Annotated in this window: 14 protein-coding genes and 1 tRNA gene; 4 read left to right on the plus strand and 11 right to left on the minus strand. The window is 70.7% G+C overall.

Annotation, left to right across the window (positions count from 1 at the left end; all coding sequences use genetic code 11):
* Positions 1-3: 3 nt before the first annotated feature.
* The 4 genes from JJQ90_RS06730 to coaBC all read right to left on the minus strand — a co-directional run bounded on the left by JJQ90_RS06730 (position 4) and on the right by coaBC (position 3,302).
* Positions 4-900 (minus strand): dienelactone hydrolase family protein, encoded by an 897-nt coding sequence (locus JJQ90_RS06730; RefSeq protein WP_216873659.1) that lies wholly within the window; start codon positions 898-900, stop codon positions 4-6.
* Positions 901-1,008: 108 nt separating this feature from the next.
* Positions 1,009-1,605 carry a hypothetical protein gene (locus JJQ90_RS06735; RefSeq protein ID WP_216873660.1) on the minus strand — a complete coding sequence of 199 codons (597 nt, stop codon included), beginning with the start codon at positions 1,603-1,605 and terminating at the stop codon, positions 1,009-1,011.
* Between the two features lie 73 nt (positions 1,606-1,678).
* Positions 1,679-2,125: a dUTP diphosphatase gene (gene dut / locus JJQ90_RS06740; RefSeq protein ID WP_216873825.1), complete on the minus strand. Its 447-nt coding sequence runs from the start codon at positions 2,123-2,125 to the stop codon at positions 1,679-1,681.
* 1 nt (position 2,126) lies between these two features.
* Complete coding sequence (coaBC, locus tag JJQ90_RS06745) at positions 2,127-3,302, minus strand: bifunctional phosphopantothenoylcysteine decarboxylase/phosphopantothenate--cysteine ligase CoaBC (RefSeq protein WP_216873661.1); 1,176 nt, start codon at positions 3,300-3,302, stop codon at positions 2,127-2,129.
* An 83-nt stretch (positions 3,303-3,385) separates the two neighbouring features.
* On the opposite strand from coaBC, the gene JJQ90_RS06750 reads away from it, so the two are divergent.
* Positions 3,386-3,949 (plus strand): hypothetical protein, encoded by a 564-nt coding sequence (locus JJQ90_RS06750; RefSeq protein WP_216873662.1) that lies wholly within the window; start codon positions 3,386-3,388, stop codon positions 3,947-3,949.
* 16 nt (positions 3,950-3,965) lie between these two features.
* Here JJQ90_RS06750 and JJQ90_RS06755 read toward each other — a convergent pair whose 3' ends face one another.
* Positions 3,966-5,168, minus strand: a complete 1,203-nt coding sequence (locus JJQ90_RS06755; RefSeq protein WP_216873663.1) for a 2-aminoethylphosphonate--pyruvate transaminase — start codon at positions 5,166-5,168, stop codon at positions 3,966-3,968.
* Between the two features lie 29 nt (positions 5,169-5,197).
* Between JJQ90_RS06755 and JJQ90_RS06760 the strand changes: the two genes are divergently transcribed.
* Together JJQ90_RS06760 and JJQ90_RS06765 are read left to right on the plus strand one after the other, a co-directional pair.
* Positions 5,198-7,189: a hydantoinase B/oxoprolinase family protein gene (locus tag JJQ90_RS06760; protein ID WP_216873664.1), complete on the plus strand. Its 1,992-nt coding sequence runs from the start codon at positions 5,198-5,200 to the stop codon at positions 7,187-7,189.
* Positions 7,190-7,257: 68 nt separating this feature from the next.
* A complete protein-coding gene (locus JJQ90_RS06765; protein WP_216873665.1) occupies positions 7,258-9,315 on the plus strand; it encodes a hydantoinase/oxoprolinase family protein in 2,058 nt (685 codons plus the stop codon).
* Here the strand turns inward: JJQ90_RS06765 and JJQ90_RS06770 are convergent.
* The 6 genes from JJQ90_RS06770 to JJQ90_RS06795 form a co-directional block, all read right to left on the minus strand.
* Complete coding sequence (locus JJQ90_RS06770; RefSeq protein ID WP_329959396.1) at positions 9,299-9,841, minus strand: NUDIX hydrolase; 543 nt, start codon at positions 9,839-9,841, stop codon at positions 9,299-9,301. The two genes, JJQ90_RS06765 and JJQ90_RS06770, sit on opposite strands and share 17 nt — an antisense overlap.
* Before the next feature lies 1 nt (position 9,842).
* Positions 9,843-10,457, minus strand: coding sequence for an FMN-binding negative transcriptional regulator (locus JJQ90_RS06775; protein WP_216873667.1), 615 nt, complete (start codon positions 10,455-10,457; stop codon positions 9,843-9,845).
* 146 nt (positions 10,458-10,603) lie between these two features.
* A complete protein-coding gene (locus JJQ90_RS06780; protein WP_216873668.1) occupies positions 10,604-11,479 on the minus strand; it encodes a DMT family transporter in 876 nt (291 codons plus the stop codon).
* Between the two features lie 64 nt (positions 11,480-11,543).
* On the minus strand, positions 11,544-12,386 hold the full coding sequence (folD, locus tag JJQ90_RS06785; RefSeq protein WP_216873669.1) for a bifunctional methylenetetrahydrofolate dehydrogenase/methenyltetrahydrofolate cyclohydrolase FolD: 843 nt from the start codon (positions 12,384-12,386) through the stop codon (positions 11,544-11,546).
* The gene (locus JJQ90_RS06790; protein WP_216873670.1) at positions 12,383-12,682 is read right to left on the minus strand and encodes a DUF167 domain-containing protein; all 300 of its coding nucleotides are present in this window, start codon (positions 12,680-12,682) and stop codon (positions 12,383-12,385) included. The genes folD and JJQ90_RS06790 overlap by 4 nt, the downstream gene beginning before the upstream one ends.
* A gap of 7 nt (positions 12,683-12,689) precedes the next feature.
* A complete protein-coding gene (locus JJQ90_RS06795; RefSeq protein WP_216873671.1) occupies positions 12,690-13,001 on the minus strand; it encodes a YggT family protein in 312 nt (103 codons plus the stop codon).
* A gap of 155 nt (positions 13,002-13,156) precedes the next feature.
* On the opposite strand from JJQ90_RS06795, the gene JJQ90_RS06800 reads away from it, so the two are divergent.
* A tRNA-Ala gene (locus JJQ90_RS06800) sits at positions 13,157-13,232 on the plus strand.
* The last annotated feature ends 17 nt before the right edge of the window (positions 13,233-13,249 follow it).

The raw sequence follows: 13,249 nt of genomic DNA on the forward strand, positions 1-13,249 counted from the left end.
TGTTCAGCCAACCAATGCCTTGAGCTGCGCCGCCACCGCCTGCCGCAGCAGCACGCCGGCCGCCGCATGGCCGCCGACATGGGCGCGGCGCGCCACGCAGTCATCCTGGTAGGTGAAGGGCTGGCCGGTGGCGAGGTTGGTCAGCTCGCCCGGCGCCGTCTCACCGATGCGGCAATCGCGCACGGATTGTGCCGGACCCTCGGTGGCGCCGGGGCTCAGCGGATTGTCGAAGCCATGATGCGCCTCCGCATACTCCGCCAGTTCCACATCCACCCCGGCCTGCACCAGCCGTGCGACATGGGCGCGCACCGGGGCAATCGGGTTCATGTCGTCCGGGATGCCGTGATGGATGCGGATCGGCGCGGCCACCATCGCCGCATCCTCCAGGTAGCGCGTGGCGCAGTCCGGATAGACCGGGATGGTCAGGGCCGGCGTGATGCCGGAGCGGTTCCACAGCCGGTGGAAGCGCGCCATGGCCGAATACAGCGCCGCCTGCCCGCCGCGCGAGAAGCCCATCACCACGACGCGCTTCGCATCCACCGCCGGATGCCGCGCCAGAACCTCCAGCGCCCGGTAGATGTCGTGGATGAAGGCCAGCCGCCCCAGCGCCGCCTGGTCCTGGCTGGTGGAGGTCAGCCCGCGCCCGGTGAATCCATCCAGCAGGAAGGCGCCCATGCCCAGAGCGTTGATCTGCCGCTGCCACAGCGGCAGGGAGGGTCCGATGCCGCCCGAGCCATGCACCAGCAGCACCACCGGCTGCGGCGTGGCGCCCTGCGCCAGGCTCAGCAGGCCGGCGAGCGGCGTCGGCGGCCCGGCAGACTCACCCAGCAGGAACTGGCGGTCGGTCAGCGTGAGGCTGGTGAAGGGGTGCAGCTCGGTGCGTGCGGGCAGGTCCTGCAAGATGCGGTCACTCCATCCGGGTCGGGGGCGCATCGCTGCGCCCCCCGCATTGCGTGCTGGCTCTACGCCGGAAACGCAAGGCTGTCCCGCATGTCTATCCGCCGGCGCCTATCCGATCGTGGCGGCGCTGCGCTGCCGTTCCAGCTCCGCCAGCGCCGCATCGCGTTCGGCTTCCAGCGCGCGGGTGTTGGTGGCGCAGGCGTCGGGTCCGATCGTGGCGCATTGCGGCGCCAGCGCCTGGACGCGCTCGGCATGGCGCGTGCGGGCTTCCGCGACACGGGCGGCGAAGAAGATGTCCCGCTCCGCCTCCGTCGCGAAGCGGGAGGGTGCGAGGGTGAGGGAGACCTTGTCGGGATAGCGGTTCATGGCGCCGGTCGCGGCATCGATGGCCAGGCCGATTCCCCCGCCGATCAGGATATTGCCCGCCACCATCGCCTGCGCTTCCGCCACCACGGTCCGCGATGCGGGCTGGTGGTCCGGGTGGGTGCAGGCCACGGTCAGGTCCTGCCGCGACTTCGAGACTTCGAGGCTGCCCGGCGTGGCGGCCACCGTGCCGAGCACCGCCCCCTGGCGGGAGACGGTGCAGGCGGCCCCGGCGGGGACGGATTCGACCGCGACGGTCTGGCTGGTGCCGGAGGTGACGGTGGCGCAGGCCGGCAGAAGGGCTATGGACAGCAGCGCCATCAGGCGCGGTAGGCGAAGCATGCAAGGCGTCTCCCGTTAGGATATCGGATCATAACGAGAGGGCCATGATGCGCCTAGCAGGCCGGCCCGGAATTCAGCGGGTGCCGGTGGACCCGAAGCCGCCTGCGCCGCGCGCGGTTTCCGGCAGCACCGCCACCTCCGTGAAGCGCGCACGCACCACCGGGGCCACCACCGCCTGGGCGATGCGCATGCCACGTTCCACGGTGAAGGGCTCGGTCCCCGCATTCATCACGATGACCTGCAGCTCCCCGCGATAATCCTCATCCACCGTGCCCGGCGTATTGGGCATGGTGATGCCGTGCTTCAGCGCGAGGCCGGAACGCGGGCGCACCTGCAATTCATGGTCCGGCGGCAAGGCGATGCAGAGGCCCGTCGGCACCAGCACGCGGGCGCCGGGCGCGATCACCACGGGGGCGGTGACGGCGGCCAGCAGGTCCATGCCGGCGGCGCCGGGCGTGGCATAGGCGGGCAGCGGCAGGCCCTCGGCATGCGGCAGGCGGGTGACCAGGATTTCGACCATCTCAGGCAAGACTCTCCGCGATTCGGGTGGCGAGACGGCGCGCCACCTCCGCCTTCGGCAGACGGGGCCAGTCCTCCACCCCCGCTTCCGTCACCAGATGCACGGCATTCTCCGCGCCGCCCATGACGTCACCCGAGACATCATTGGCGACGATCCAGTCGCAGCCCTTCCGCAGGCGCTTGTCCTGCGCATGCGGCACCACGCTTTCCGTCTCCGCGGCAAAACCCACCACCAGCGCCGGGCGCTGCACCTGACGCTGGGCGATGGTGGCCAGGATGTCGGGGTTCAGCGTCAGGGCGATCTCGGGCGGCGGGGCGCCGGGCACCTTCTTGATTTTCTGGGAGCCGACATCGGTCGGGCGGAAATCCGCCACGGCGGCGGCAAAGACCGCGGCATCGGCGGGCAACGCGGCTTCCACCGCCGCCAGCATCTGCCGCGCGCTTTCGATCCGCACGACGGTGACGCCGGCCGGATCCGGCACCGCGACCGGGCCGCTCACCAGCGTCACGCGCGCGCCGAGCGCGGCCAGCGCCGCGGCGATCGCATGGCCCTGCCGGCCGCTGCTGCGATTGGCGATGTAGCGCACCGGGTCGATGTTTTCGTGAGTCGGCCCGCTGGTCACCACCACATGCCGGCCGGCGAGCGGGCCGTGATGCAGCAGGGCCTCGATCGCCGCCAGGATGGCGGGCGGTTCGGCGAGGCGGCCGGGGCCGCTTTCCGGCTCCGCCATGGCGCCCTCCTCCGGCCCCACCAGATGCACGCCGCGCGAGGCCAGCGCCTTCATATTGGCGACGGTCGCCGGATGCGCCCACATCGCCGGATTCATCGCGGGCGCCACCAGCACCGGCGCCCGCGTCGCCAGCAGCACGGTCGACGCCAGATCATCCGCCAGCCCCGCCGCCATCTTCGCCAGCAGGTCGGCGGAGGCCGGCGCCACCACCACCAGGTCCGGCGCGCGGGCCAGGCGGATATGGCCGATCTCGGCCTCCGCCGCCCAGAGGTCGTCATGCACCCGGGCGCCGGAGATTCCGGCCAGCGCCTCCTTCGTCACGAAGCGGGCGCCGCCGGCGGTCAGGATCGGCGTCACGGCATGGCCGGCGCGGCGGGCCAGCCGCACCAGTTCCAGCGCCTTATAGGCGGCGACACTGCCTGAAACGATCAGAAGCAAATTGGCCATGGCCGCCAGCCTAGACTGCCCCGGCCGGGCCGGCGAGGGGCTCTCCCTCCCGCCCCGGCCAGAACCGGGAGACGAAGAACAGCATGCGCAGAATGATCCTCGCCGCGACCGCCGCCGCCTGGCTGCTGGCCCCCGCCGCGCTGCGCGCGGATGAGATCGGCGACGCCATCACCGAGGCCGGCCGTGCCTATGCCGCCGGCGACCTGGCCGCGGCCCGCACCGCGCTGGGCGAGGCCAGCCAGTTGCTGCAGCAGCGCGCCGCGGATGGGCTGGTGCTGGCCCTGCCGGCGGCGCCGGCCGGCTGGACCGCGGAAGACGCCGAAAGCCAGGCCGCCGCGACCATCTTCGGCGGCATGACCCAGGCGAGCCGCAGCTACCGCAACGGGTCGGACCAGACGGTGCGGGTGGAGATCGCCGCCGACAATCCGATGATCGCCCAGGTGGCGATGATCCTCGGCAATCCGGCCATGGCCGGCGCCATGGGCCGGCTGGTGCGCATCGGCCCGCATCGCGGCGTGCAGGGCCAGGATGGCAATATCACCATGCTGCTGAAGAACCGCTATTTGGTGCAGATCGGCGGCGACGCGCCGCTGGAGGCGAAGATGGCCTTCGCCCGCGCCGTGGATGCGACGAAACTGCCGGACTGACAGGCCGGGCGGCGGGTTACGCCGCCGCCCGCCCCATGCGCCGCACGCCCATCTCCGCCAGCGTCTCCGCCAGCGCATCCAGTGCCCGGCCGATATCGGCCTCCGTCACCACCCCGATGCAGGCGATGCGAAAGGTATTGGCCGCGGCCAGCCGCCCCGGGAAGATCACGAAGCCGCGCTGCTTCATGCCGAGATACAGCTTCGAAAAGGCATAGGCGGGGTCGTCCGGGTCGTGGAAGGTGGCGACGATGGGGGATGCCACGGCATCGTCCAGCAGGGTGGAAAACCCCATCTGCCGCATGCCATCCACCAGCCGCCGCCAGCTTGCCCGGTAGCGGGCCTGGCGCGCCGGCACGCCGCCTTCCTCCGCATGCTCGCGCAGGGCCTCCGCCATCGCCAGAAGCAAATGCGTGGCGGGGGTGAAGCGGAACTGGCCGGTGCGTTCCAGATGCTGGTGCTGGTCCCAGAGGTCGAGCGTCAGGCTATGGCCATTGCCCTTCGTCTCCTCCAGCGCCGCGCGCTTGGCCACCACCCAGGCAAGGCCTGGCGGCGCCTGCAAGCCCTTGTTGGCGGAACAGACCAGCGCATCGAAAGCCAACGCCCTGGCGTCGATCTCGAAGGCGCCGAAGGAGGCGACGGCATCCACCAGCAGCGACTTGCCCATCCGCCGGCAGACGGCGGCGATCTCCGCCAACGGGTTCATGATGCCGGTGGAGGTCTCGCAATGCACGACCATTACATGGGTGATGGCCGGGTCGGCGCGCAGCGCCTCCTCGAACTGCTGGGCGGTCGGTGGGGTATAGGGGGCGGTGCGGAAGCTGGCATGGGGCGTGCGGATGCGGCGCGCCACCTCCAGCAGCCGGTCGCCATAGATGCCATTGGTGTGGATCAGCAGTTTGCCGTTCTCGGGCACGAAGCCGCCGATCACCGCCTCCACGCCCGATGTGCCGCTGCCGACCAGGGGGATCGCCGTGTGGCTGCCCTTGCCGTTGCAGATGTCCAGAAGATAGTCCCGGCAGAAGGCGATGGTCGAAACCATCTTCTCCTCGCCCGAGGCGTAGTCATGCAGCATGGCGCGCTTGACGCGGGCCGAAAGGGTGGAGGGGCCGGGGGTGAGCATCAGCGGCTCGTCCTCAATCGGCGTCTCGGTCATCGCGGCCTCCGGCAGGTTCCAGGCATAGCCTAGGGGGCCATGGACCTGTCGCAAAGCCACCGGCATGCTGCCGGGATGCAGCTTGGAGCGCAGGCATGGACAAGGTGACGCTGGAGATCCTCGGCCGCCAGGTGACGGCGGCGGCGGAGGGCATGGGCTTCACCCTGCAGCGCACCGGCCGCACGCTCTATGTGAAGGAGGCCTCGGATTTCGGCACCGCCCTCGTCGGGCTGGATGGGCGCTTCTTTGGCTATCCGCGCACCATCGGCGTCAGCCATTTCCTCGACCTGGATTGCGGCCCGACCCTGCGCGCGGTGCCGGATCTGGAGGATGGCGATGTCATCATCACCAACCACCCCTTCCTCAGCGAGGGGCTGTCCACGCATCTGCCGGACCTCAATCTCATCAGGCCCTATTTCCACGAAGGTCGCATCGTCGCCTATGGCTGGTGCTTCATCCATTCGGCCGATATCGGCGGGCGGGTGCCTTCCTCCATCTCGCCCTCCAATACCGACCTGTTCCAGGAGGGGCTGATGATCCCGCCGATGAAGCTGGTGCGGCGGGGGGAGATGAATCCGGATTTCCTGACGCTCTACCGCAGCAATGTCCGCACACCGGACCAGAACATGGGCGATGTGCGGGCGCAGTTGGCGGCGCTGCATGTCGGCCGGCTGAGTGTGGCGGAGATGATCGCGCAGCACGGCGTCGATGTCTTCCTCGAAGCCCAGGAAGCCTTGCAGGACTATGCCGACCAGAAGGCCCGCGCCGTCTTCGCCCGCATCCCGGATGGCGAATACCACGCCTGGGACTATCTGGACGACGACATGGTCTCGACCTTTCCCGTCCGCATCCGCCTGACCCTGCGGGTAAACTCGGGAAGGTTCGCGCTGGATTTCAGCGGCACCGATCCGCAGGTCGCCACCGCCTACAACATCCCCACCCTCGGCCGGCGGCATGCCTGGTTCACCGCGCGGCTGATCGGCTGCGTCGCCACGCATGACCCCAGCATCCCGATGAATGCCGGCGTCTACCGCGCCGTCACCGCCTTCGCCCCCGCCGGCAGCGTGGTGAATGCGGAGCCGCCCGCCGCCGTCGGCGTGCGCCAGCCCACCGGCCGGCGCATCTTCGACATGATGACCGCCGCCTTGCTGCAGGGCGACCGGACGCTGATGGCGGCGGCCAGCGGCGGCGTTTCCACCCCCGTGGTGCTGGCGGAGGAGGAGACAGCGCAGGGCGACCGCAATGTCGTGGTGCTGGAGCCGATGATCGGCGGCATGGGCGCGCGGGAAGGCCATGACGGCGTCGATGGCCGCGACAGCGGCACCAGCAACCTCGCCAACAACCCGATCGAGAGCATCGAGGCCGCCGCCCCCGTCCTCGTGCTGCATTACGGGCTGCGGGAGGATAGCGGCGGGCCGGGGCGCTGGCGCGGGGGCGCGGGCCTGGCCTTCACCTTCAAGGTGCTGCGGGATGGCTGCACGGTGCTGGCGCGCGGGATGGAACGCTGCCGCTTCCCGCCCTGGGGCGCCTTCGGCGGCCGGCCCGGCCTGCCCTTCCGGGTCATCCTCAACCACGGCCTGCCGGGGGAGCAGGTGATCGGCAAGATCGACCAGCTCTCGGTCGAGGCCGGCGACACGGTCACCATCCTCACCCCCGGCGCCGGCGGCTTCGGCGACCCTTTTGTGCGCGATCCCGAAGCCGTGCTGCGCGACGTGATTCTTCGGGTTGTCAGCGCGGAGAGTGCGGCGCGGGATTATGGCGTTGTGATCCGCGAGGGAGCGGTGGATGCGGAGGCCACCGAGGCGCTGCGCGCGGCGCGGCCACCGCGCGACACGGCGGGGATCGATTACGGCGAGGAACGCGAAGCCTATGAAGCCGTCTTCGACGATGACGCCATGGCGCGACTGAACGCGGCGCTTTTCGCCCTGCCGCGCCGCCAGCGCGGTCGGGCGAGACTGCGCGTGATGCAGGCAGCGGTGCCGGACATGCCGCAGGCGGGGCACCGCCCGCTGGTTGAGGTGCTGGCCGATTCCGGCGCGGCGCGCCTGCGATTCGAGGACGCGCTGGCCGCGCTGGTGCGGGCATGAGCGCGTCGGATGACCGGAGCGCCGCAGGGCGCGGAGGTCTGAATCCGCCGCGCCAGACAAGCGCGGAAGTGCGCATCGGCATCGATGTCGGTGGCACCTTCACCGACTTCGTCCTGTCCGGCGCGCCGGGCGGCCTGGTCTTCCATAAGGAACCGAGCACGCCGGCCGATCCCTCCGCCGCCGTCGAATCCGGGCTGGTCGCGGTGGTGGCGAAGGCGGGGCTCGCCATGGGCGATGTCACGCTGGTGGTGCATGGCACCACGCTCGGGCTGAACGCCATCATCCAGCGGCGCGGCGGGCCCATCGGGCTGGTCACCTCGCCGGGCAATACGGATGTGCTGGAAGTCGCGCGCTGCCGCATGCCGAATTCGGTGGATTTCCACCTGACCAAGGAAGCGGCGCTGGTGCCGCGCAACCTGTGCTTCGCGATTCCGGCGCGGCTGATGGTGGACGGCACCGTGCTGATGCGGCCGGAGCCCGCCGATTACGACCGCGTCGCCGGATCCCTGCGCGCCGCCGGCGTCGCCACCGTCGCGGTGATGCTGCTGCATTCCTACCTGCATCCGGCGCTGGAGGCGGAGGTGGCGCGCGAACTCGCCGCGCGCCTGCCCGGCGTGGCGATTTCCGCCTCGGCGCAGATCTGGCCGGAATCCCGCGAATATGAGCGGGCGCTGGTCGCCGTGCTGAACGGCTTCATCGCGCCGCTGATGCAGGGCTATTTCTCCCGCCTGGAATCGCGCCTCGCCGCGCGCGGCCTGACGGCGCCGATCAGCATCACGACATCGAATGGCGGCAGCGTCGGGCTGCGCAGCGCGGGCGAACGCCCGATCGAAACGGTGCTGTCCGGCCCGGCCTCCGGCGTCGTGGCGGCAGCGCAGGCGGCGGCGGGCACGCGCTTCACGCAGCTCATCACCCTCGACATGGGCGGCACCAGCAGCGACATCGCGCTGACCAAGGCGGGGGAGCCCGAATACACCACCCGCACCACGGTCGGCGATTTCCCCCTGGTGATGCCGGTGGTGAATGTCTCCGCCATCGGGGCGGGCGGCGGCTCCATCCTCTGGGTCGATCCGCAGGGCGTGCTGAAGGTCGGCCCGCGCAGCGCCGGCGCCGCGCCCGGCCCGGTCTGCTACGGCCGCGGCGGCACGGAACCCACCGTCACCGACTGCTACCTGGCGATCGGCTGGATCGATCCGGACGCCTTCCTCGGCGGCCGCATGAGGCTGGACCGCGCGGCGGCGGAAGCGGCGCTGCTGCCTCTCGCCGCACGGCTCGGCTTCACCGGCGCGGATGCGCCCGCCCGCGTGGCGGAAGCGGCGTTGGCGGTCGCCACGGCGGCGATGGCGACCGAACTGGCCAAGGGCCTCGCCCAGCGCGGCGAGGATGCGTCCCAATTCGCCCTGATGCCTTTCGGCGGCGCCGGGCCGACGCATGCGAATCTGCTGGCGGAAGCGGCGCGGCTGCCGGCGGTGCTGGTGCCGCCGGCGCCATCCACCTTCTGCGCGCTCGGCGCGATCCTGGCCGATGTGAAGCGGGATTTCGTGCGTTCCCTCCGCCTGCGCCTCGGCGCGGAGGGCGCCATGGCGCGGCTGCGTGCGGCACTGTCCGCGCTTTCGGCGGAGGCCACGAACTGGCTGGCGGGCGAGGGCACCATGCTGGCCGGCCATATCCTCTCCGCCACCACCGAGATGCGCTATGCCGGCCAGAGTTTCGAACTGACCGTGGACTGGACGGCGGAGGCTTTCGACGATCCGACGCCCGATATGTTGGCGGAGCTGTTTCATCGGGTGCATGAGGGCGTCTACGGTTTCCGCGACACGGCCAGCGCGGTGGAGCTGACATCCCTGCGAGTCCGCGTCACCGGCCGCATGGCCCCGGTCGAGCTGCCCGCCGCCCCGATGCTGCCCAGCGCCGCACCCCCCGGCACCCGCCGCGTCTTCCGCGCCGGGTCCTGGCGGGATGTGCCGGTCTGGCGGCGCGAGGCGCTCGGCTTCGGTGCCGAAGTCGCGGGTCCGGCGATCCTGGAACAGGAGGACAGCACGCTGGTGTTGCTGCCCGGCTGGGTGCTGCGCGCCGACCGCCAGGGCAACCTGGAGATGCTCCGAGCGGCTACATCAACCCCTTGAGCCGCAGCAGGCCGAAGGTCGCCATCGTCGTCGCGTCCAGGATCGTGCCGTCGCGCAGCATCGCCTCCAGCTCCGCCAGCGGCACGGCGCGGGTGACGATGTCCTGCTCCTCCACCTCCGGCATGGCCGCCCCCTGGGTCAGGCCGCGCGCGACAAAAATGTCGTAGGCCTGGGTCATGCTGCCCTGGGCCAGGTTCAGCCGGCCGCCATGCTGCCAGTCGCTGGCGGCCAGCCCCGTCTCCTCCAGCAATTCGTGGCGTGCCGCCTCCAGCGGATCGGTGCCGGGCGGGCCCCACATGCCCTGCACGAATTCCCATTGCCGCAGGCCGACCGGGTAGCGGAACTGTTGGACGAGCTGCACCGAGCCATCGGCATGCAGCGCCACCACCGTGACGAAATCCGTCTTCTCCACCACGCCATAGATGCCGGTGGAGCCGTCGCGGCGGCGGATGTCATCTTCGCGCACCCGCATCCAGGCGTTGCGGTAGATCTCGCGCGAGGCGAGGGTCTCGATATCCGGGATCACGTCAGCCAATGTCGTTCGCCTCGCGCAGGGCCGCGGCGGCGTCATGGTCGCCGCGCGCCTCCAGCGCGCGGGCGACCATGATGCGATCCGCCTCCGGGCGATTCTGACTCTGCTTGCGCTTGCCGGTCCAGTGCCGAACGGTCAGGCGGATGCCGACCAGGGCCTTGAACATCCCCTCCATGTATTTTTGGGGCTGGGCGTCCATGTCGAAGCCGGGGGTGGGTTCATAGGCGGCGGCCATGGCGCGCATCTGGATGGCGATCTCGGCCGGGTTCTCGATCAGTGTCGCGATGCCTTCCGCCTGCACCACATCGTAGTTCCAGGTGGGCACGCTGGGATGCTGGCCGTACCAGGTCGGCGAGACATAGGCATGCGGCCCGCGGAACACCGCCAGCGCCGGCGCGCCCTGCCCCTCAAAACAGCGCCAATGCGGATTGGCGCGGGCGACATGGCACAGCAGTTGCGCCGGCTGGTCACCCTTCGGGCGGACCAGGTGGAAGGGCAGGTGGCTGACCATCAGCGGATCGGCGCTGACGAGCATGCCGAAGTCATGGCGCTCGACATGGCCGAGAATCCAGTCGGGGTCTTCCACCCGGAAGGCGGCGGGGGTGTACATGGCGGGATGATCCTGCGGGCGAACGGGCAACGCGGCCTGGAAGGCCTGGCGGAAAGGCTCAGAAGCCGATGGTAGCTCGTCGTCGCATGTGCATGCGGAAACTCTGCACCGGAGTCCCGCCGCCGGAGCATTGCATTTCCGAAGGGTCAGCCCCGCGACCGCGCATGAACCAGCAGCGCCAGCCCGCCCAGCGTCAGCACCCCGCCGACGATGTCGCTGACATAGAGCCTTTCCCCCAGCAGCGCCCAGCCGAACACGGCGGCCAGCGGCGGGGCCAGCAGCTGCAGGGCGGTGGCCGTGGAGGCCGGCACGCGGCGCATCATGGCAAAGTTCAGCGCATAGGCGCCGATACCCACCACCACCATGGACCAGATCATCGCCGCCCAGGTGGGGGCGCTGGCCGGCCCCGGCGGGCCGCCTTCCAGCGCCAGCGCCAAGGCGAGGCACAACAAGGCGGAGACCAGGGTCTGGCCGAAGCTGGCCATCCAGATATCCACCCGCCCCTTGGCCGGCGCATAGACCAGCAGCCCGACCGCCTGGGAAATGGCGGCGCCGATGGCGAAGACGAAGCCCAGCGCCTCCGCCGCCGCCAGCCCGTCCAGCGCGCGGAGAAAACCCAGCAGCGCCACGCCGGACCAGCCGATGGCGAGCCCGACCCAGGCCAGCCGCGGCAGCGGCCGGCGCAGGAACAGGCTTTCCCCGGCGGCGACCATCAGCGGCGTGGTGGCGCAGATCAGCGCGACCAGGCCGGTCGGGATGCGCGCCATGGCGAGCCAGGCGAAGGCCAGGTAGCCGCCCATGCCGCAAAGGCCGAGCACCGCCACCCGCCCCATATCCCCCGGCCGCGGCAGCCGCGCCCGCAGCACCAGGGCCAGCACCGCCAGCAGCGGCACGGTCAGCGAAAAGCGGATGGCCAGCGACCAGAGCGGCGGCCATTCCTTCACCACCACCCCCGCCACGGTGAAGGCGGAGGCCCAGATGGCGACGAAGCTGCCGGCGATCAGCAGCGCGCTGGCGTTCATGGAAAAGCTGCCTTCCCTGCTGGCCCTGGCATTCCTTAAGCCAGCAGCGGCGAGGGTTGCACCCTCAGCCGCGGCGGGCCAGGGCCGCGTCCAGCGTGTTCTCCAGCAGGCAGGCGATGGTCATCGGGCCGACGCCGCCCGGCACCGGGGTGATGGCGGCGCAATGGGCCGCGACCTCGGCGAAGGCGACATCGCCGACCAGCCGGCCATCGGCCAGACGGTTGATGCCGACATCGATCACCGTGGCGCCTTCCGCCACCCAGTCGCCCCGCACCATCTCCGGCCGGCCCACCGCCGCCACCAGGATCTCGGCGCGGCGGCATTCGGCGGGCAGGTCGCGGGTGCGGGAATGCACGATGGTGACGGTGCAATCGGCCGCCAGCAGCAACTGCGCCATCGGCCGGCCGACGATATTGCTGCGCCCGAGCACCACCGCCCGCGCCCCCGGCAAAGCGGCGCCGGCGGCCTTCAGCAGGTGCATGACGCCCTTGGGCGTGCAGGGGGTCAGGCCCGGCTGGCCGCTGGCCAGCAGCCCGGCATTCAATGGATGAAAACCATCCACATCCTTCTCCGGCGCCACGGCGGCGATCACGCGGTCGGCCCGGATCTGCGGCGGCAGCGGCAATTGCACGAGGATGCCGTCCACGGCCGGGTCGGCGTTCAGCCGGGCGACCTCCGCCAGCAATTCGGCCTCCGTCGTGCTGGCCGGCAGGGCGATGGTGGCGCTGTCGAAGCCGACCTCCTTCGCCGCCTTGTCCTTGTTGCGGACATAGACGCCGGAGGCCGGGTCCTCCCCCACCCGCACGACGCGCAGGCCGGGGCGGAAGCCGAGGCCGGCGGTGCGGGCGGCGATGGTCTGGCGCAGCGTGGCGGCGACCGCCTTGCCGTCGATGAGGGTGGCCGTCATGCGAGGAGCTTTTCCAATCTGGACACCAGCGCCGCGGGGTCGCCGGTCACGCGGAGAACTTTCTGGCGGGAGGCGCCGCCATGCAACAGCTCGACCGCGGATTTCGCGAGGCCCAGCGCCTTGGCCACCGCCTCGCACACCGCGCGATTGGCGCGGCCATCCTCCGGCACCTCCGCCACCGCCACGCGCAGCGCGGCGCCATCGGGTGAGAGGCCGCCGAGGGAAGGGCGCTTCGCCCGGGGCTGCACCTTCACCGAAAGGTCCAGCCCATCCGCCCGCAGCCGCCAGGCCGTCATCGCCGCATCAGAAGTAGAGGCCGCTCCGCAGCAGATATCCCTGGATCGCGCCCAGCGCGATGGAGGCCGCAGTGATCAGCAGCAGCACCACCAGCGGCGACAGGTCGACCCCGCCGAGATTGGGCAGCATCCCCCGCACCCGCCGCAGCGCAGGCTCCGTCACCCGGTACAGGAAGTCCGCGATGGTCCAGACGATGCGGTTCCGCCCGTCCAGCACGTTGAAGGACAGCAGCGTCTGCATGATCGCGGCCAGCAGAACCGCCCACCAGAACAGGTCGAGGCCGGCCCGCAGCAGGAAGAAAACAGCATCGAGCAGCATCAGCGACCCCTGGGCGTTGCCCGCGAAACCTAGTGGCGGGCGGGCCGGGGAACAAGGCTTTGCTCCGCCTTTGGAAGTTGCGGGACCCTGGCTTGACACCGGCCGGACCCGCAATCATAACCCGCGCCCTACGGTGGACCCACGCTTGGTCGTGTGGGGGTGTAGCTCAGTTGGTAGAGCGCGTCGTTCGCAATGACGAGGTCAGCGGTTCGATCCCGCTCACCTCCACCACCGTCCTTTTATTTCAG

It is taken from the genome of Falsiroseomonas oleicola, from assembly GCF_019029495.1.
Taxonomy (GTDB): Bacteria; Pseudomonadota; Alphaproteobacteria; order Acetobacterales; family Acetobacteraceae; genus Falsiroseomonas; species Falsiroseomonas oleicola.